We start from the raw sequence: 18,216 nt of genomic DNA, 5'->3' as shown, positions 1-18,216 counted from the left end.
GGGTCAGCGCGGGGCCATGCGCAGCGCGCCGTCCATGCGGACGACCTCGCCGTTGAGGTAGTCGTGGTCGATCAGCGAGAGGGCGAGCTGCGCGTACTCGTCCGGCCGGGCGAGGCGCTTCGGGAAGGGGATGCCCGCGGACAGCGTCGCGCGGAACTCGTCGCTCACCGTCGCCAGCATGGGGGTGTCGACGATGCCCGGCGCGATCGTCAGCACGCGGATGCCGGACGTCGACAGGTCGCGCGCCGCCGGGAGGGTCAGGCCGACCACCCCGCCCTTGGACGAGGAGTACGCGACCTGGCCGATCTGGCCGTCGAAGGCCGCGATGGAGGCGGTGTTGATGATGACGCCGCGCGCGTCGTCGGCCAGCGGCTCGGTCGCGGCGATGGCCTCGGCGGCGATCGTCAGCACGTTGAACGTGCCGATCAGGTTGATCTGGATGACCTTCGCGTACAGCGCCAGGTCGTGGCGGCCCTTCTTCGACAGGATCCGCGCGGACGGCCCGATGCCGGCGCAGTTGACCACGGTCCGCAGCGGCACGCCCGAGCCGGCGGCGGTGTCCACCGCGGCCTGCACCTGCTCGGGGTCGGTCACGTCGGCCTCGACATACGTGACGCCCTCGACCGTCTCGGCCTTCTCGATCGAGCCGCCGAGGTCCAGCGCGAACACCCGCGCGCCCTTCGCGGCGAGGGCCTTGGCGGTCGCGCCGCCCAGGCCGGAGGCACCACCCGTGACGAGCGCTGCGGTGTCGGTGATCTGCATCTTCTGCCCTTCTCCTGACTCACGGGCGCGGCCGGCGCACCGTCCGGCCCAGGTTAACGGCCGTTCGCATCGGGGGCGCGTGTGCTGCCTCACCCCGGGCTGCTTCTGCACTGTCGCGCGGAGTATTCGGCGGCGCCCACTTCCGTTAGCGCGGTAGTCAACTCCGGCTGTCACCTTCGGCAGCATGAGCGCAGCTCGGATCGTGGTGGTGGGGACGGGGTACGTCGGATTGACCACGGGGGCATGTCTCGCGAGCCTGGGGCATCGCGTCACCTGCGTGGACGTGGACGAGGCGAAGATCGCGCGCCTGTCCGCCGGCAGAGTGGACATTCTCGAACCGGGGCTGGCCGACCTGGTCGTGCGGGGCATCGGCACCGGACGGCTTTCGTTCGTGGTCGGCGCCCGCGCCGCGGTGGCCGAAGCCGACGGGGTTTTCCTTTGTGTGCCAACGCCAATGGGCGCCGGCGGCTCGGCCGACCTGCGCGCGGTGGAGGCGGTGGCCAACGAGATCGGCGACGTGCTGCCGTCCGGCTGCGCGCTGATCACCAAGTCGACCGTGCCGGTGGGCACCTCGAAGCGGATCCGCGCCATGCTCGGCCGCGCGGACGTGCCCGTGGTGTCGAACCCGGAGTTCCTGCGCGAGGGCACGGCGGTGGCCGACTTCCTCGGCCCGGACCGGATCGTCGTCGGCTCCGACGACCTCGCCGCCGCCCGCTGGGTCGGTGACCTCTACGGCGACCTCGCCGCGCCCGTCGTCGTCTCCGACGCCGCGAGTGCCGAACTGGTGAAGTACGCGGCCAACTGCTTCCTCGCGATGAAGCTGTCCTATGTGAACTCGATCGCCGAGCTGTGCGAACGGCTCGGCGCGGACATCGACCTGGTCACCGAGGGCATGGGCTACGACCGGCGCATCGGCCGCTCGTTCCTCAAGCCCGGCCCCGGCTGGGGCGGCTCCTGCCTGCCCAAGGACACCAGCGCGCTGGTGAAGGTCGCCGAGTCGGTGAAGTACGACTTCCGGATGCTCACGTCGGCCATCGACGAGAACATCGCCCAGCGCGACCGGATCGTCGCGAAGATCGCCGGCGCCTGCGGCGGCAGCCTGGCCGGCGCCCGGATCGGCCTGCTGGGCCTGGCGTTCAAGGCCGGCACGAACGACCTCCGCGACTCGCCCGCACTTGCCGTCGCGTCCGTGCTCGGCGCGGTCGGCGCGGAGCTGACGGCGTACGACCCGGCCGTGGACAGCGGCATCGACGGGATGACCGTGGTCGACGACCCGTACCAGGTCGCGAAGGACGCCGACGTGATCGTGGTCCTCACCGAATGGGCCGAGTTCCGCAGCCTCGACTGGGGTCTGATGGCCGACGCGATGGAGGGCGACGACGTCGTCGACACCCGCAACCTGCTTGACCCGCAACGGATCCTGGACGCCGGGCTGTCCTGGCAGGGCGTGGGCCGCCCGCGGGTGACGCGGCCGAAGTCACTGGCGAAATCGGGGCGCCGCTGACTAGGCTCGGGTGGCGGCATCGCGTGTCGGTCACCGGCTGGGTGAGACATGGAGGTGCCGGGATGCCTTCTGGAGGCATTTCCCTTGTCAGTTTCCGTCGAATTGAATCATCTGATCGTCCCGTCCCGGGACAACCGGGAGTCCGCCGATTTCCTCGCCCGCCTGTTGGGGCTCGAAACCGGTGAGCAGTGGGGACCGTTCATCCCCGTCCACGTCGGCAACGGCGTGCGGCTGGACTTCGCCACCGTCCCGCCCGAGGACCTGCGCCTGCAGCACTACTGCTTCCTGATCCCGGAAGCCGATTTCGACGCGTTTTTCGCGCGGCTGAAGGAAACCGGCGTGACCTATCACGCCGACCCGATGGGCAAGGAGCCCGGCGAAATCAACCACAATCACGGCGGCCGCGGCGTTTACTTCCTCGACCCGGGCGGCAATGGCATGGAAGTGATCACACAGCCGTACGAGCCCGAACTGGCCCGCCCCGAGCGCTGGTAACCACTCACGAGTCCTGCAGTGAAGCCCACCCGCCGCCGGCGGCGAGCAGGGCCCGGACTCCCGTCACGTGGTCGGCGAAGCCCGCCAGATCGGCGTGCAGCAGGGCGGCCCGCTCGGCGTCGAGCGGGGTGGTGTCGTCGCGCCACAGCTTCATCGTCCAGGTCGACGACAGGTAGACCGAACGAGCCACCCCGGCGATCCCGGCCTCGGACGGGCCGCCGCCGCGCTGGTAGTCCGCGAGGATCTCGTCGCAGGTGCTGACGAGGCGTTCCAGACCGCGGACGGCGTCGGCGGGGGTGCCGTCCCAGTCGGGGCCGGGCCAGTTGCCCGAGTCGAGTTCCAGCCACAGCCGCCAAGCGGCGGTGAGCTCCGCGTCGTCGTGTGGCGTCCAGTGCCCGGCCATGGACCGAGTGTGCGCCCCGGCGGCGCGGAACACCCCCCGTGGCGAGGCCCATCTCACTCGCTCGGCCGCTCCCACAGCCCGAACTCGATGCCCTGGTTGTCGACGCAGTCCGCGAGCAGCCCGAACGGCCGCCGTTCCGCCTCGCCCGCGGTCCCGCCGTGCGCTCGGACCCGGCTGAGCGCGGCGGCCAGGTCGTCCACGGCGTAAACCACCTTCCAGCCCACCTGGAGGCCTGGGCGGCTGTAGAGCCCGCCGCCGTTCAGGCCGTTGCCTTCGACGCCCCAGCTGCCGTCGACCCGGCCCGGCGAGAACTGCCAGCCGAGCACGGCGCCGTAGAACTCCTTCGCGGGCTCGGCCGCCGGGACCTGGAAGGTGAAGTAGCCCGCCTCGCCGTGGCGTACCGGCGGAGCATCGGCGCGGGCGGCCGGTGCGGCCTGACCGAGGAGCCACCGCTGGCCGTACGGGTCCTTGATCGTCCCGCCGAGGCCGTAACCGCGGTCCTCGACCGGGCGCAGCAGCTCCGCGCCCCGCTCGACGGCCAGGCGCGCGGACTCCCGCACGTCCGCCACCTCGACGCGGATCAGCGGCCCGCCGACCGGCGCGACGACGTTGCCCAGCTCGGGGAACTCCTCGGCCAGCATCAGCACGCTGTCGCCGATGGCCACCTCGGCGTGCCCGATCCGGCCGTCGTCCATCAGGATCGGGTCGGACCGCCGGCGCGCGCCGAAGACCTCGACGTAGAAGTCGAGCGCGGCCCGGGCGTCGGTCACGACGAGGTACGGCGCGAGGGCGTGGACCTGGGCGTCGGTCGGGGTTTCGGTGGTGGTCATCTCGGCTCCGTTCAGGATCAGGCGACTGAGGTGGTCGCGCAGTTCCGCGGCGAACGCCGGATCGGGGTCGACCGGCGCCGAGGGCCGGCGAAGCGCGTCGAACGGCTCAGGCATCGCGACCCTCCTTCTCCTGGTAGCCGCGCCGGAACGCGGCCTTGGCGCGGGTCAGCAGCGCCTCCGTGGCGTGGACGGTGCGGCCCAGGTGCTCGGCGACGCCGGCGACCGGCAGGCCGTCGACGTACCGCAGCGTCAACGCGGCCCGGTGCGGTACGGCGAGCGACTCGAGCACCTGCCGCGCGCGCAGGGCGTCGAGCCGCTCGTCCCACGGGTCGCTGACGTCGGGCTCGGAGTCGTGCACCAGCCGCAGCCCCCGGTCCTCGCGCTCCCGGCGCCGCCAGTGGTCGGCGAGCTTGTGCCGGGCCACGCCGATCAGCCACGCGACGTTCACCGCGGGCGCGTCGTCCTTGCGACAGGCGGCGACCGCGCCGAGGAACGTCTCGGACGTCAGTTCCTCGGCCAGCGTGCGGTCGCCGCACCTCGAGAGCAGGTACCCGTAGACCTCCGGCAGCGCGGTCTCGTAGAGCCCGAGCAGCGCGAAGGCCGGGTCCGGTCGCACCCGAGGTTCCGTCACACCCTCATCGTCGTCCGGCGGCCGGGTTTTCCGCCGGGTGAATTTTCAGCGCGGGTCGGGCAGCTTGCGCGACAGCGCCGTGACCACCACGGCCAGCACCGCCAGCAGCCCGACGACCAGCACGAACGCGCCTTCGAAGCCGAAGGATCCGGACGTGCTCAGCCCCGCGAACAGGCTGCCGAACACCGCCACGCCGAGGGCCAGCGAGGTCTGCTGGGTCGTGGTCAGCACCCCGCCGCCGACCCCGGCCAGGTCGGTCGGCACGCGCGAAAGCACGATGCGGAACAGCGTGCTCATCGCCATGCCGTTGCCCGCCCCGATCAGGATCATCGCGGGCGCCAGGTCCCAGACGGACAGGTCCGGCCAGGCCAGCAGCGCCGAGCCCGCCAGCGTCAGCAGGCCGACCGTCAGCAGCACGCCGCCGATGGCCACCACCTTCTGCCCGTAGCGGGTCACCAGCCGAGTGGTGACCAGTGACGTCGTGAAGTACGCGACGGCCATCGGCGTCAGCGCCAGCCCGGAGCCGAGCGGGCCCAGGTGCAGGCCGTCCTGCAGCGTCATCGCGTAGACGAACATGAAGGAGCCGAAGCCGCAGAAGAACGGCACCGCGACCATCAACCCGTGGCGCACAGTCGCCGTCTTCACCAGCGAAGGCGGCAACAGCGGCATCCCGCCACGCTGTTGGAGCCGCATCTCGACGCGTACGAACGCGAAGGCGGCGAAGGGGAACAGCGCGAGCAGCGCGATCGTCCACCACGGCCAGCCGAGCGCGCGGCCCTCCATGATCGGGATCAGCAGCGAAAGCAGCGAGACGGCCAGCAGCGCGGTGCCCCAGCGGTCGATGCCCAGCGGGTTCGCGGCGCGGCTGTCCGGCACCGTGCGCCGGGCGATGATCAGCCCGACCAGGCCGATCGGCACGTTCACCAGGAAGATCGGCCGCCAGCTCGTGCCCCACAGGTCCGCGGCCACCAGCGCGCCGCCGAACAGCTGGCCGACGACGGTCGCGATGCCGCCGGTCGCGCCGTACATGCCGAGCGCGCGTGAGCGGTGCTGGCCCGTCGTGCCCGCCTGGATGATCGACAGGACCTGCGGCAGCAGCAGCGCCGAAGCCGCTCCCTGCGCCGCGCGGGCGAGCACCAGCGTCGTCGCGTTCGGGGCGATGCCGCAGACGAGCGACGTAATAGTGAACAGGGTGAGGCCGAGCAGGAACAGCCGGCGCCGGCCGAAGGTGTCGCCCAGCCGCCCGCCGAGTACCAGCAGCACGGCGTACGCGATGCCGTACGCCGCCACCACCAGCTCCAGCGTGGAGGCGGAGGTGTGCAGGTCCTCGTTGATGGTCGGCAGGGCGACGTTGACGATGAAGAAGTCGATGATCGGGAGTGCCGCCCCCAGCAGCACGGTGACCAGGCCGGCAGGGGTGAGGCCCGGCCTGGCAGGGGCGCCGGCGGCGACGGTGGTCGTCGCCGGCGCGGTGGTTGTCGTGGTCATGACTACCACGATCCGACCGTCTCCAACCTGGTACCAGGTGCGCTCTTATCCTGGTAGTGCGACTACCTGGTAACAGGCTGGGAGCTGTGCTTACCTGGAACCATGACCAGCGCCGTAGAAGAACGCCTGCGCCGGGACGAGCTCGGCGCGTTCCTGCGCAGCCGCCGCGCGCGCATCACCCCCGAGCAGGTCGGGCTGCCCCTCGGTGGCCGACGGCGGACGCCGGGCCTGCGCCGCGAGGAGGTCGCGCAGCTCGCCGGCGTCGGGGTCACCTGGTACACGTGGCTGGAGCAGGGCCGCGACATCAACGCGTCCGAGCAGGTGCTCACCGCCATCTCCCGCACGCTGCGCCTCGACCCGCACGAGCACCTGCACCTGTTCACGCTGGCCGGCGCGCCGGAGCCGCCGTCGGACAAGCAGTGCAACGCCGTCACGCCGTCGATGCGGATGATGATGGCCAAGCTGGAGCCGTATCCCGTGGTGGTGCGCAACGCGCGCTGCGACCTGCTGGGCTACAACCGCGGCTACACCTGGCTGATGGGCGACGAGGTCGACGACCTGCCGTTCGAGGACCGCAACACGCTGGTCCAGTGCCTGCTGAACCCCCGGTGGCGGGAGCGGATGCTCGACTGGGAGACGAACGTGCCGCGCGTGATCGCGTCGTTCCGCGCCGCGATGGCCGAGCACGTGGCCGAGAGCTCGTGGAAGTGCCTGGTCAAACGGCTGAAGGCCGAGTCGCCGCTGTTCGCGCGGCTGTGGGACCAGCACGACGTGAACCCCGATCCGGTCCGCACCAAGCAGTACCTGCATCCCGAGGCCGGCCTGCTGAAGTTCGACTTCACCTACGTCTACCTGGGCCGCCGCTCGGAGATCACCATGTCGACCTACACCCCGGCCGACGAGGAGACGGCGGCGAAGCTCCCGCTGCTGTTCGACTGAAGTACCGCGTACGACGGCCGCCGGGAAGCCGCCTCCGGACGGACGCGCGCGGCGGCCGGGCCGGGTAGTTTTCTGCAGCATGCGGCAGGACCGGTGGCGGGGGCGGAACCCGTGGGTCGGACGGGTGTTCCGGACCGTGGTGGTGCTGGTCGTCGTGCTGGGCGCCACCAGCGCCGCCAGTCACTGGCGGCCGGACGCGCATCCGCTCGGCCCGCTCGGCGTCGCCTGGCTCGCCGCGACGGTGCTGACTTTGCTGCTGGTGCACGAATTCCCGCTGACGATCTTCGTGGCCACCGCCGCTTCGGCGTACGCGTACTACGCGGTGGGCGAGCCCGGCGGGCCGGTGCTCGTGGTGCCGGCGATGGCGCTGTTCATGCTCACGCGCAAGCGCGGGCCGATGACCGCCGGGATCACCGCGGCGGCCGTGCTCTTCGCCGCGTACGTCGCGTACCTGGTCACCACCCGGTCGTTCGCCATCAACGCCGGCGCCGGGGTCGCGGTGCTGTGGTCGGCCGCGGTGATCGGCGTCGGCACGGCCGTGCGGTACCAGTTCGCGGCGATCACGGCGCGGCGCGCGCAGGCCGACGAGCACCGGCACCGGATGGCCGAGCAGGAGCGGCTGCGCATCGCGCGCGAGGTGCACGACGTCGTCGCGCACAGCCTGGCGATGATCAACGTGCAGGCCGGCGTCGCCGCGCACGTCGCCGATCGGCGCCCGGAACAGGCGAAGGAGGCGCTGCTCAACATCAAGGCCGCCAGCGCTTCGGCGCTCAACGACCTGCGGGCGACGCTGGCCGTGCTGCGCTCGGGGGAGGACAAGGCGCCCGCGCCCAGCCTCGCGCAGATCGACGAGCTGCTGGACCACGCGCGAGCCGCGGGCCTGCAGGTCGAGCTGCACGGCGAGGCCGGGGAGCTGCCGGCGCCGGTCGACGGCGCCGCGTACCGGATCCTGCAGGAGTCGCTGACCAACGTCGTCCGGCACGCCGAGGAAGCCAGTCGCGTGGACGTCCGCCTGGAGCGGCGGCCCGGCGCGCTGGCGCTGACCGTGCGGGACGACGGCCGTGGCACCGTGGAGCCGACGCCCGGCCACGGGCTGCGCGGGATGCGCGAGCGCGCGGCGGCGCTCGGCGGGCAAGTGGAAGCCGGGGTCACCGGCGACGGGTTCGAGGTGCGGGCCGAGCTGCCCGTCGAGGGGGACGGATGACGATCCGCGTGCTGCTGGCCGACGACCAGGCCCTGGTCCGGGCCGGGTTCCGGGTGCTGCTGGAGACCGAGGACGGCTTCGAGGTCGTCGGCGAGGCCGGTGACGGCGAGCAGGCCGTCGCTCTCGCCGCCGAGCACCGGCCCGACGTCGTGGTGATGGACGTCCGGATGCCCGGCACCGACGGCCTCGCCGCCACCCGCCGGATCACCGCCGACCCGGAGCTGGCCGGGGTGAAGGTGCTGGTGCTGACCACCTTCGACGTCGACGAGTACGTCTACGAGGCCCTGCGCTCCGGCGCCAGCGGGTTCCTGCTGAAGGACACCGAGCCGGTCGAGCTGCTGCGGGCGTTGCAGGTGGTCGCCGCGGGCGAGGCGCTGCTGGCGCCGACCGTCACGCGCCGGCTGATCGCCGAATTCGTCGGACGGCCGGAGCACCGGCGCGTCAACCCGTCCGCCGTCCGCGAGGTGACCGACCGCGAACGCGAGGTGCTGGCGCTGGTCGCGGGCGGGCTCTCCAACGACGAAATAGCCGCCCACCTGGTGATTTCCACCGCGACCGCGCGCACCCACGTCAGCCGGATCATGACGAAGATCGGCGCGCGGGACCGGGCTCAGCTGGTCGTGCTGGCATACGAATCGGGCTTGGTCACGCCGGGCGGGCACTAGCCCGAAGGTGTGAGTTACGCCGTGTCAGTGAACGCCATCCCACCTTCGGACGCCTAACCGGCAGAGCATCGGTTACTCACCGAGGTGTTCGGCGGAAGGAGCTCCCATGGCGTGGGAGATCGTCGTGGTCGCCGTGCTGGCCGTGGTCTTCCTGGTCAGAGTGGTGCTGCAGCTCAAGCGGGGCTGAGGAGCGGCGCCGCGGCGCGGGGCGCCGGACACGTGGTTCCGCGGTGCGGTCCTCCTCCTCCAGCTCCCGTGGCTCACGAGGTTCCCGAGGTTCCCGAGGCGGCCGCGGCACCATGACCGGCTTGAGGATCGCGGTGTGCTGGTCGTCGTTGCGCGGCTGCGGCCTTGGCTTCGGGCGGACGCCGTTGCCGGGAGCGGGCGGGGCGTCGGTGAGGCTGCCCTGGACCGAGCCGTCGGTCGCCGAGCCACCGGGCCGCGGCGGCGGGGCCGCGGGCCGCCGGGCCGGCGCGAGCGGGCGCTCGTCGACCCGCGGGATCTCGATGGTGATCTCGCTGCTCACCTTGATCGGCGCGGGCTTCGACCGGTGTGAGAGCTTCCGCGCCAGCGTGTGGCTCGGCCGCTCCACGAACCGGTAGCTCAGCTCGACCACGCCGAACACCGCCGGGATCACGATCACCAGCGCGAGCGGCAGCGGCATCAGCGGCCGGAGCAACTGCAGCAGCACGAACGAAACGAGCATGTGCAGCAGGTAGATCGAGTAGCTGCGCTCGGACACCATCGTCCAGAACTTCCGCTGCTTCAGCTTCGGCTCGGCGAACATGCCCATCAGGAAGCACAGCACGGCGAAGGCCATCGACAGGTTGTACGAGTCGTCGATCCGCCCGACGTTGATGATGTCCGCCAGCACGTACAGCGACCACGCGGCGGCGCCGTACAGCGCGCCGGTCCACAACGGGATCTTCTTCGACGTGGTGGCCCAGATGATCTGGCCGATCACCATCACCGGCAGGTAGGAGACGTTCACCCCGAACAGCGAGTACGACGGGCCGAGCTGCGAGCGGCTCATCATCACCACGAAGATGAACGTCAGCTCCACCGCGATCGCCAGCCACACCCACCGGCGCAGCAACGGCAGCATCGCCATCAGCAGCAGGTAGAAGATGACCTCGACGATCATCGTCCACGCCACCGGCACCAGCACGATCTGCGGGTAGATGATGTAGTTGATCAACGTGGTGTTGGTCAGGATGGTGAGCGGGGTCAGCTCCTGCGACTGGCCGGTCGACGGCGGGTGCAGGTTCACCACCAGCAGCAGCGAGGTCAGCAGCACCACGAACAGCATGGGCGCGTACACGCGGATGAAGCGGTTCAACGCGAACCGCGCCTGGCCTTGGCGCAGGGCGATCGGCGTCACGACGAATCCGCTGACCAGGAAGAAGAACGGCACCGCGATCTGGCCGATGCCCTGCTTCGACATGTGCATCGGGTCGCTGGTCAGCGCCTCGATGAAGCTGACGTACGGCGCGTTCTCACCCTTGGCGATCACCCAGGGGTGGGCGATGTGGCTGTAGAACACGAGCAGGGCGCCGAGGCCGCGGCCGATGTCGATGAAGACGATGCGGGTCTTCTTCTGCACAGCAGGTGGCTGCTCCACCAGCGCGACCACCCCCGTCTGCTCGCCCGACTACCCCGACAAGGGTAGCGCCCTGCTCCGGCCGCGGTGGGCACTCCCCGAAATATGCCGGAATGCGCGAAAGGCCCACGAAGGCGTTCTGGCCTCGGCTTATGCGCCGCCCAGGTACGATCGGAGGAGAGTTTCGTCCGCTTTCACCCGAGCAGTTCAGGAGCCCGGCGCGCGTGCAGCCGTCCACCCTCGACCGAGTCGTCGAGCGCCCCACCATCGCCACTGTCGTCCGGCCGGCACTGCCCGCGATCACGTTGTACGTGTTTTTCCAATTGCTCGCCTTCGGTGTGCTGTGGCTGCTGAGCTGGAAGGCGGGGGTCTCGCCCGGCCGCTTCGTCGGCGCGTTCGACGGGAACTGGTACCTGTCGGTGGCCGAGCACGGTTACAACCAGGCCGTCACGGTGGGCCCGGACGGACTGCCCGGCGAGAACAGCCTGGTGTTCTTCCCGCTGTCCCCGGCGCTGATCGCCCTGCTGGGCCTCGTCGCGATCCCGCCGCTGCCCGCCGCGCTGACGGTTTCGCTGCTCGCGGGCTGCGCCGCGGCGTGGGGGCTGTTCGTGCTCGGGCGCGACCTCGCCGGCCCGCGGGTCGGGCTGCTGATGGCGGTGCTGTGGTCGATCGGCCCCGGCTCGGCCGCGCTGCACATGGCCTACTCGGAATCCCTGCTCGTGGCGCTCGTCGCGTGGGCGCTGGTCGCGGTGTCCCGGCGGCAGTGGCCGCTGGCGGGGGTGCTGACCATCTTCACCGGCCTGACCCGCGCGAGCGGCGGCGCGCTGGTGGCGGCCGTCGGCATCGCCGCGATCGTGGCGATCGTCCGGCGTCAGGACGGCTGGCGGCCGTGGCTCGGCGGGCTGCTGGCGCCGCTGGGACTGCTCGGCTACCTCGGTTACGTCGCCCTCCGCACCGGCCGTCCCGACGGCTGGTTCTGGCTCCAGGGCGGCTGGCAGATGCACTTCGATTTCGGAAGTTTCACGTGGATCCAAGTCCGCGAGGGCCTGACCTCGAACGAGTCGAGCTGGATCACCGTGACCGCGCTGTTCGTGGTGGTCGCCGTGGCCCTGCAAATCTGGGCCTGGTGCACGCGCCTGCCGTTGCCGTGGCAGATCTACAGCACGCTGACCGTGATCATCGCGCTCTGCTCGTCGAACTACTTCCAGTCCCGCGCCCGGTTCCTGCTGCCCGCCTTTGTGCTCACGGTCCCGCTCGCGTTGCTGCTCGCGAAGCTGCCGAACCGCGCGCTCGCGGTGGTGCTGCCCGCCGGAGCACTGGTCAGCGCCTGGTACGGCGCCTTCCTGATGGCGATCGTGCACCTGAACCCGTAGGGCTCAGGCCTCCGGCGAGAGCCACAGCGTGACAAAGGCCTTCTCGTCGGCGCGGGCCGCCGCGATCAGGTCCACATCGGACAGTCCTTCGCCGGAAACGCCGTTGTCGCCGACGATCTTCGGCGTGTAGCCCAGCTCGCGGTAACCGGCGAGCACGGCCATCGGGTCGTCGCCGAGTTCCGTGATGGCCGACGGGTCGAACTCGCACACCACGTGCGGGCGGTCGCGGCGCAGCACCGAGTCCAGGCCGGCCAGCGCGCGGTGGTCGCGGCCCTGCAGGTCGACCTTCACCAGGCCGATCCGCTGGGCCGTCACCTCGGGCAGGGAGTCCAGCCGCACGGCCGGGACCGCGATGCCGGGGCCGTCCGCGCTGACCCGGTTGTCGCCGCTGTTGCCGGCGGTCGCCTGCGTGAGGTGCACCGTGCCCGGGGCGTCCCAGGCCGCCGACTCGACCACGGTCACCAGCTTGGCCGCGCCGTCGGGCAGGTTGGCCGCGACGTTGCGGCGCAGGTATTCGGCGTTCACCGGGTCCGCCTCGACGGCGACCACCCTGGTCAGCTCCGGCGTGGCGCGCAGCAGGCGCAGCGTGTGGTAGCCGACGTGCGCGCCGACGTCCAGGAACGCGCCCGAAGCCAGCGAGGCCATCAGCCGCGCCTCGCTGTCCTCCCAGGACCGGTGGAAGACGATCCACGGCAGCATGACCTCGTCGACCGGCATGAGCAGCGCGCCGACGTCACACGGGACCACGTCGGCGCCGCGCGGCACCGGGGCGTGCGCGAGCCGGGCGGCGTCACGCATCGCGCCGACGTCCAGGGTCACCCGCTGGATGGCCTTCTCGTCGGCGTCCAGGCGCTCGTCGCGCGAGCTGAACATCTGGTGCACCGACGCCGTGGTCGCCTCGAGGTCGTCGCCGAAGCCGCCGTAGCCCTCGGAAAGCTTCACGACGTCGGCTTCGAGATTGCGCAGCGCCAGGTTGATGTCGGGGCTGCGACGGCTCAGGTCCTCGACGGTGTCGTGCAAGGCGTCGAACCGCTCGCCGAGCTTCTCGCCCGCCCCGCGGGCCGCGTCGGCTGTGCGGCGGGAATCGGTGAGGCCGCCTTCCAGCGCCTCGATCCGTTCCAGCAGCCGCTGGTTGCTCGCCTCGACGCCGGCCAGCAGCGCGCCCATCACCTTGCGCTGGTGCACGTCGTAGTGGTCGATCGCGCGCAGCACGGCCTTGCGCAACGCGGGGGCCAGCGGCAGTCGCGACGGCGCGGCCGCCTCCGGCCGCCAGTGCAGGGCCTGCGCGGCCTCGTGCAGCGGGGTGATCGGGTGCGGCGGCGCGGGCCGGCCGGCGTGCTTGCCCGCCTGCCACACGCGGTGCGCGTTCTCCAGCTCGGCCCGCATCCACTCGGCGGCGGCCGCCATCGAGCGTTCGCGCAGGATGTACTCGCGCGCCTGCTTGCCGCGCTTCGCGGCCTCGGCCGGGTTGTCCGCGACCTCGCGCATCGCGGCGGCGGCCGCGTCGAGATCGGGCTCCGCCCACATCGCGGCCTCGTGGTACGGGTAGTTGCCCTTGCCCACCGGCACCAGCCGGTACGGCACGGGCCAGCCCGTGGTGGCGTCGAGGAACTCGCGCGTGCTCGAGTAGTCCGTGGAGATCACCGGCATCGCGCGGGCCATCGCCTCGGCGACGGTCAGGCCGAAGCCCTCGCTGCGATGCAGGGACACGTAACAGGTGCTGCGCTCGTAAAGGTCGTGCAGCTCGGCCACGGTCAGGTAGGTCTCGATCAGCTCCACCCGGTCGTCGCCCACCACCGCGGCGCGCAGCCGCTCGGCGGCCTGCGGGTGCATCTTCGCGTTGATCGCCTTGACCGTCAGCCGCACGTCTTCCCGGCCGGGGAACGCGCGTTGGAACGCTTCGACCGCGCCCCAAGGGTTCTTCCGCTCCGCGACGCTGTTGAAGTCGAACGCGAACAGGAACCGCACCGGCTCGCCCTGCTCCCGCGCGGGCGGCGACGGCTCGCCCGGGTCGCGCACCGGCACCGGGATGGTCTTCACCGGGATCGGCGAGTGCTCGGCGATGGCGCGGCGGCAGAAGTCGCTGACCGTCCAGACCTCGTCGAGCATGCCGAACGCCTCGTGCTGCCACTCGGGGAAGTCCTCGAGCTCCCACGCCCACAGCCCGATCCGGTAGCGCCCGGCGCCGACCTCGGGGTGGTTGGTCAGGATCACGCGGGTCTGGTCGGCGTTCACGGCCAGGATGCTGAGCGGGAACCGCGGGTCGCCGACGGTCGAGGGCCGCTCGATGCCGGTGCGGTTCGACACCGCCTTCTCTTCGAGCACCGAGGCCACCGGCACGCCGCCGTCCTCGATCGCCTGGAGCACGATCCGGCCCATCTCGCCGAGGCCCAGCTCCGCGGTCAGGTAGCCGAGCAGGTTCACGCCGAACTCGTCGGACGGCGGGCGGGTGGCCGCGCGCTCGCCGGGCAGCGCCCACTCGGGCAGCCCGGCCTCGTTGACGCCGGAGCCCGCGCACCAGAAGCGGAAGTTCTCCGCGTCGGCGCCGTACGGGTGCGGGAACGCCATCTGCAGGTCGATCCGCGACGCCCAGATCGCGTGCGTCAGCCGGTTCAGCCCCGCGGCGGCCTGCGCCTGGTCGTCGGGTGTGGCCAGCCACTCGCGCAGGGCCAGGCCGCCGTCTTCGCCGTACGCGTGCGGCGGAACCGGCTTGTCCTTGCGCTCGGCCTTGATCCAGCCCTCGCGGAACACGCGACGGGCGAGCTTCGGCACCTCGGTGCCGTCGCGGAAGTTCTTGAAGCCGTACGGAATCGAGTCCAGCGACTCGGCGTACCCCGCTTCGCGCAGCTTCGCGCCATAGGAGTCGCAGACGGCGCGAAGGTCGGCGTTGTGCGAGAGCATCACTCGCGGCTTGCGCGCGCAGTGGAAGCTGAGCAGCCACGGCTTCTCCGGCCGATAGCCGCTGAAGTGGAAGAAGCGCAGCTTCGCGCCGCCCGCGGTAAGCGTGCCGTCGGCCTCGCGGGCGATCGGGCGCTCGTGCAGGTTCCAGTAGGCGACGTCGTAGCCGGGGTCGGTGAGCACGTGATTGCGGAACAGCGCGGGCACCTGGTCCACCCAGCGCTGATCGGTGAACAGCTGCAGCTCGGGCGCCACGATCGCGTCGTGGCGCAGGCGGCCGGCCCAGAAGTCCAGGAACGGCCCGGCGCCCGGACCCACCCCGAGGAAGCCGAGGTTGAAGATGCCGGTGCCCATGATCACCGCGTCGTCGGGCTCCAGCCCGTCCTGCGGCAGGGGATGGAGGAAGTGCGGCGCGAGCACGATGTCGTGCGCCAGCGCCAGCTCCGAGACCTCGGGGATCGGCGCGAACAGCTCGATGTCCGGGTCGAGGTAGATCGCGACCTCGGTCTGCACGAGCAGCTCGCGCAGCAGGTACGGCTTGACCGACGTGGCCAGCTCGGTGACCGAGTAGGCCGTGGCCATGCGCAGGTAGTCGGCCTCGTCGATGCCGAACGCGGCCGGACCGACCACGCGCGTGCCGTCGTCGAGCACGGTCACCTCGTCCCGCGGCGCGTCGATCACCGCGATCACGAACCGGCCGTCCGGGTGCTGCTCCAGGTAGGACTTGGCCAGCACGCGCGCCGCGGGCAGGTAGTTCCGCGCGACGATCGTGCAGGCGGTGGTACCGGGCTCAGCCATTGGCGGGCAGGGCGGTGAGCTGCGCGTTCAGTGCCGAGGTGAAGTCCGTCTTGGCCTGGCTCAGGCTGCCGGGGCCGGACGCCTCGACGCGGACGATCACCTTGCCGTGCGCGTAGTGCCCACGGGCCTGGGCCGACTGGCCGTCCTTCTGGTCGATCGTGGTGGCGTACACGCCGTCCGGCGCGGTGGAGTCGCGCTTCGCGCCGTTGGTCACCTGGATCTGCTCCAGCTTCTCGGCCGCGGTCTTCGCCGCCGTCGCGCTGCTGGCCTGGGCCAGTAACAGTGTGATGCGGTCACCGTTGTCCAGGTGGTAGACGACGAACTTGACCTTCGTCGCGCCCGCCGACTGGTAGGCCGACTCCTCCTGCGGGTTCAGGTACTTCAGCCCGTCGACCTGGCCGAACGACGTGATGTCGTCGTGCGTCTCGGCCTGGCCGGGCATGGCGCCGAGCGCCATCGGGTCCGGCGGCTTCGGCGCGCTGGACGACGCCTGCTGCGTCGGGGAGGCGGTCTGCTGCCCGTTGCCGCTGCTGCTCGGGCCGCGGCCCCAGAGCCAGTACGCGCCGAACGCGATCGCGGCCAGCACGACCACGGCGCCGACGATCGCGCCGACCTTCTTGCCGTTGCCCTTCTTGGGCTTTTCGCTGAAGAACTCCGGGCCCTGGCTGGTGCCCCAGTTGGACTCGCTGACGTGGGGGCCCATGTCGTTGCCGCCGCCCCACGGGGGGCTCTGGTCGCTTTCGGGCGCGTTCCACGGCGCCTGCTGCGCCTGCGGGAACCCGGCGGGCGGCGACTGCGGCGTGGCCTGCGGGAAGCCACCGGCCGGCGAGTACTGCGGCTGGGGCGGCTGCTGCTGCGGCTGCACGTACTCGGTGCGGTTGACGTCGGCGTGCGGCGTCTGTTGCTGCTGCTGTTGCCACGAAACGGCCTGCGTGCGCTCCGCGCCCTGGTCGGCGGGGGGCTGCTGGGCCGGCGGCTGCGGAACCCCGTGCGGCGGGCTGACCGGCGCGATCACCTGCGTCGAGTCCGCGCTCGTGCTCGCCTGCTGCGGCGCCGGTGGGTCCTGCTGGCCGACGGCCGAGGACAGTACCTGATCACGCCGGATGCGGTAATCGTCCGCGGACAGCCGCCCTGACGCGAGCTCCTCGTCCAGCCGGCGCAGCTCCTCCTGCCAGGACACCAGGGCCCCCCTTATCTGTCGGCAAGGCGACGTCAGTGCGTCACCGCGACCCGATGTGTGTGACGACGTGGACATTGTGCACGGCAGTGGCCTCGCGCGACCCCGCGGGTCGCCTTCCGCGAGCTGCGGTTCGTCAGCCGGCGGGCAGTGCCGCGGCCACCTTGGTGCGGATCTGCTCGATCCGTGACCGGAGGGCCGCCGCGTCGCCGGCCAGCGGCTGGGACGCGCCGATGCCGATCGCGACCGGACCGGAGGTGTACCAGAACGCCAGCACCCGTCCGGCCGGGCTGCTGGCGGAGTAGAGGAGGTCGGTGGGCGCGGGCCCGAGCGCGGCACTCTCGAAACCGCCGCCGACCAGGTTCCCCTGCAGTCCCTTCACCAGCACCTCGGCCTGCGCCGACGACCCCGTGGGCACGGCGAGCAGCATCGTCCCGTTGTCGGAGTCGGCGTACGAGCGGTAAACGAGCTCGTTGGCGCCCGCGGTTTTCATCAGGTCGGCGTCGGCCTGCGAGATCGCCTTCAGCTCGACGGCCTTGTCCAGGGACATCGTGGAGTTGTCCTGGCTCGGCTTCCCGGTCAGCGTCGGCAGCTTGTCTTCGAGCGTGGCCGACGGGTCGGCCGACCCGGACGGCGAAGGCACCGGCGGCGCCGAGACGGAGTCCGCGGTGCCCCGCTGGTCCGGCTGGCTGCCGATGTACCAGGTCAGCCCGACGATCAGCGCCAGCGCGAGCAGCACCCCGAGCGAGAGGAACAGCCACGTCGGCCGCTTCCGCCGCGGTGGCCCTTCTTCCCACAGCTGACGAAGCTCAGGCGTCGGCGGCTTGTCCTGCTTGTCGAAGTTCCCGCCGGAGAGATCGAGGAGATCGGTGGGATTCAGATCGGCCGGACTGGGCGCCGTCGTCCTCCGGTTGGTGTGGAAGTCGCCCACCGCTTTGGGCTCCCAGCCAGGCGTCTGAGCGATAGCCCCCTTCGACGCCCGAAACCCCTTCGCAGCCTTCGGTGACTTCGCCGGCTTAGCCGCTTTCCCGCCGTCCAGCTGCTGCTCCGCGCCGGCCTCCCCGTCCCCCGCCTGCACGGGATACCAGGTCGGCTGCTGCCCAACCGCCTCCTGCCCGGTCACTTGCTGCTGTCCCGCCCCCGGCAGCTGCCCGGCCGACTGAAATGCCAACTGCTGCCCGGCCGACGGCCAGCCCGCCGGTTGCTGGGTGCCCGCCTGCCGGGTGCCCGGCTGGGCCGCGGCCGGCTGGTTGACGGCCGGTTGGGTTGCGGCCGGTTGGGTGGCGGGGTTGGCGCTGGACCAGGTCCCGTGGCTGGTCGCGCCTGCCACTGCACCCGCCGTGCCTGCCGCTGCACCCGCTGTGCCCGCCGCCGCACTCGCACCTGCCGCGCCCGCCGCCGCACCCGCGCCCGCCGCGCCCGCCGCGCCCGCTGTGCCTGCCGCCGCAC

15 protein-coding genes are annotated in these 18,216 nt (G+C 71.6%); 6 read left to right on the top strand and 9 right to left on the bottom strand.

The window, feature by feature from the left end; genetic code table 11:
* Nucleotides 1–3: 3 nt before the first annotated feature.
* Nucleotides 4–762 carry an SDR family NAD(P)-dependent oxidoreductase gene (locus BMY97_RS41970; protein WP_091628740.1) on the bottom strand — a complete coding sequence of 253 codons (759 nt, stop codon included), beginning with the start codon at nucleotides 760–762 and terminating at the stop codon, nucleotides 4–6.
* Nucleotides 763–946: 184 nt separating this feature from the next.
* Between BMY97_RS41970 and BMY97_RS41965 the strand changes: the two genes are divergently transcribed.
* Nucleotides 947–2,266 (top strand): UDP-glucose dehydrogenase family protein, encoded by a 1,320-nt coding sequence (locus BMY97_RS41965; RefSeq protein WP_091628737.1) that lies wholly within the window; start codon nucleotides 947–949, stop codon nucleotides 2,264–2,266.
* Nucleotides 2,267–2,314: 48 nt separating this feature from the next.
* The gene (locus BMY97_RS41960; protein ID WP_177231804.1) at nucleotides 2,315–2,761 is read left to right on the top strand and encodes a VOC family protein; all 447 of its coding nucleotides are present in this window, start codon (nucleotides 2,315–2,317) and stop codon (nucleotides 2,759–2,761) included.
* A 4-nt stretch (nucleotides 2,762–2,765) separates the two neighbouring features.
* On the opposite strand, the gene BMY97_RS41955 is transcribed toward BMY97_RS41960, so the two are convergent.
* From BMY97_RS41955 to BMY97_RS41940, 4 genes are read right to left on the bottom strand one after another with little or no spacing between them, the layout of a single operon-like run.
* Entirely contained in the window at nucleotides 2,766–3,164 is a 399-nt protein-coding gene (locus tag BMY97_RS41955; protein WP_091628815.1) for a hypothetical protein, read from the bottom strand.
* Between the two features lie 53 nt (nucleotides 3,165–3,217).
* The gene (locus BMY97_RS41950) at nucleotides 3,218–4,108 is read right to left on the bottom strand and encodes a VOC family protein (RefSeq protein ID WP_091628735.1); all 891 of its coding nucleotides are present in this window, start codon (nucleotides 4,106–4,108) and stop codon (nucleotides 3,218–3,220) included.
* Nucleotides 4,101–4,625, bottom strand: coding sequence for an RNA polymerase sigma factor (locus BMY97_RS41945; protein WP_091628734.1), 525 nt, complete (start codon nucleotides 4,623–4,625; stop codon nucleotides 4,101–4,103). The genes BMY97_RS41950 and BMY97_RS41945 overlap by 8 nt, the downstream gene beginning before the upstream one ends.
* Nucleotides 4,626–4,670: 45 nt before the next feature.
* Nucleotides 4,671–6,113 (bottom strand): MFS transporter, encoded by a 1,443-nt coding sequence (locus BMY97_RS41940; RefSeq protein WP_091628733.1) that lies wholly within the window; start codon nucleotides 6,111–6,113, stop codon nucleotides 4,671–4,673.
* A gap of 102 nt (nucleotides 6,114–6,215) precedes the next feature.
* On the opposite strand from BMY97_RS41940, the gene BMY97_RS41935 reads away from it, so the two are divergent.
* The 3 genes from BMY97_RS41935 (at nucleotide 6,216) to BMY97_RS41925 (ending at nucleotide 8,921) form a co-directional block, all read left to right on the top strand.
* Nucleotides 6,216–7,052, top strand: a complete 837-nt coding sequence (locus tag BMY97_RS41935; RefSeq protein ID WP_091628732.1) for a helix-turn-helix transcriptional regulator — start codon at nucleotides 6,216–6,218, stop codon at nucleotides 7,050–7,052.
* Nucleotides 7,053–7,131: 79 nt separating this feature from the next.
* Nucleotides 7,132–8,256: a sensor histidine kinase gene (locus BMY97_RS41930; protein WP_177231803.1), complete on the top strand. Its 1,125-nt coding sequence runs from the start codon at nucleotides 7,132–7,134 to the stop codon at nucleotides 8,254–8,256.
* Nucleotides 8,253–8,921 carry a response regulator gene (locus BMY97_RS41925; protein WP_091628730.1) on the top strand — a complete coding sequence of 223 codons (669 nt, stop codon included), beginning with the start codon at nucleotides 8,253–8,255 and terminating at the stop codon, nucleotides 8,919–8,921. The genes BMY97_RS41930 and BMY97_RS41925 overlap by 4 nt, the downstream gene beginning before the upstream one ends.
* A gap of 76 nt (nucleotides 8,922–8,997) precedes the next feature.
* Here the strand turns inward: BMY97_RS41925 and BMY97_RS41920 are convergent, their stop codons facing one another.
* Nucleotides 8,998–10,554 (bottom strand): acyltransferase family protein, encoded by a 1,557-nt coding sequence (locus BMY97_RS41920; RefSeq protein WP_091628728.1) that lies wholly within the window; start codon nucleotides 10,552–10,554, stop codon nucleotides 8,998–9,000.
* A gap of 191 nt (nucleotides 10,555–10,745) precedes the next feature.
* Here BMY97_RS41920 and BMY97_RS41915 point away from each other — a divergent pair, with 191 nt between their 5' ends.
* Nucleotides 10,746–11,894: a hypothetical protein gene (locus tag BMY97_RS41915; protein WP_091628726.1), complete on the top strand. Its 1,149-nt coding sequence runs from the start codon at nucleotides 10,746–10,748 to the stop codon at nucleotides 11,892–11,894.
* Nucleotides 11,895–11,897: 3 nt separating this feature from the next.
* On the opposite strand, the gene BMY97_RS41910 is transcribed toward BMY97_RS41915, so the two are convergent.
* The 3 genes from BMY97_RS41910 to BMY97_RS41900 all read right to left on the bottom strand — a co-directional run bounded on the left by BMY97_RS41910 (nucleotide 11,898) and on the right by BMY97_RS41900 (nucleotide 17,698).
* Nucleotides 11,898–15,590, bottom strand: a complete 3,693-nt coding sequence (locus BMY97_RS41910) for an FkbM family methyltransferase (RefSeq protein ID WP_091628724.1) — start codon at nucleotides 15,588–15,590, stop codon at nucleotides 11,898–11,900.
* On the bottom strand, nucleotides 15,583–16,770 hold the full coding sequence (locus BMY97_RS41905) for a hypothetical protein (protein ID WP_091628722.1): 1,188 nt from the start codon (nucleotides 16,768–16,770) through the stop codon (nucleotides 15,583–15,585). Before BMY97_RS41905 ends, BMY97_RS41910 begins: the two co-directional genes overlap by 8 nt.
* 133 nt (nucleotides 16,771–16,903) lie before the next feature.
* Entirely contained in the window at nucleotides 16,904–17,698 is a 795-nt protein-coding gene (locus BMY97_RS41900; RefSeq protein WP_091628721.1) for a hypothetical protein, read from the bottom strand.
* Nucleotides 17,699–18,216: the final 518 nt, after the last annotated feature.

It is taken from the genome of Amycolatopsis saalfeldensis (assembly GCF_900110575.1).
GTDB lineage: Bacteria > Actinomycetota > Actinomycetes > Mycobacteriales > Pseudonocardiaceae > Amycolatopsis > Amycolatopsis saalfeldensis.
Note: the sequence above shows the minus strand (reverse complement) of the source record. Positions and strands in the feature narration are given on the sequence as shown.

Bases quoted from the DNA above. Each gene is read 5' to 3' on its own strand.
- BMY97_RS41970 (WP_091628740.1), bottom strand. From the start codon at position 762: ATGCAGATCACCGACACCGCAGCGCTCGTCACGGGTGGTGCCTCCGGC.
- BMY97_RS41965 (WP_091628737.1), top strand. From the start codon at position 947: ATGAGCGCAGCTCGGATCGTGGTGGTGGGGACGGGGTACGTCGGATTG.
- BMY97_RS41960 (WP_177231804.1), top strand. From the start codon at position 2,315: ATGGAGGTGCCGGGATGCCTTCTGGAGGCATTTCCCTTGTCAGTTTCC.
- BMY97_RS41955 (WP_091628815.1), bottom strand. From the start codon at position 3,164: ATGGCCGGGCACTGGACGCCACACGACGACGCGGAGCTCACCGCCGCT.
- BMY97_RS41950 (WP_091628735.1), bottom strand. From the start codon at position 4,108: ATGCCTGAGCCGTTCGACGCGCTTCGCCGGCCCTCGGCGCCGGTCGAC.
- BMY97_RS41940 (WP_091628733.1), bottom strand. From the start codon at position 6,113: ATGACCACGACAACCACCGCGCCGGCGACGACCACCGTCGCCGCCGGC.
- BMY97_RS41935 (WP_091628732.1), top strand. From the start codon at position 6,216: ATGACCAGCGCCGTAGAAGAACGCCTGCGCCGGGACGAGCTCGGCGCG.
- BMY97_RS41930 (WP_177231803.1), top strand. From the start codon at position 7,132: ATGCGGCAGGACCGGTGGCGGGGGCGGAACCCGTGGGTCGGACGGGTG.
- BMY97_RS41925 (WP_091628730.1), top strand. From the start codon at position 8,253: ATGACGATCCGCGTGCTGCTGGCCGACGACCAGGCCCTGGTCCGGGCC.
- BMY97_RS41910 (WP_091628724.1), bottom strand. From the start codon at position 15,590: ATGGCTGAGCCCGGTACCACCGCCTGCACGATCGTCGCGCGGAACTAC.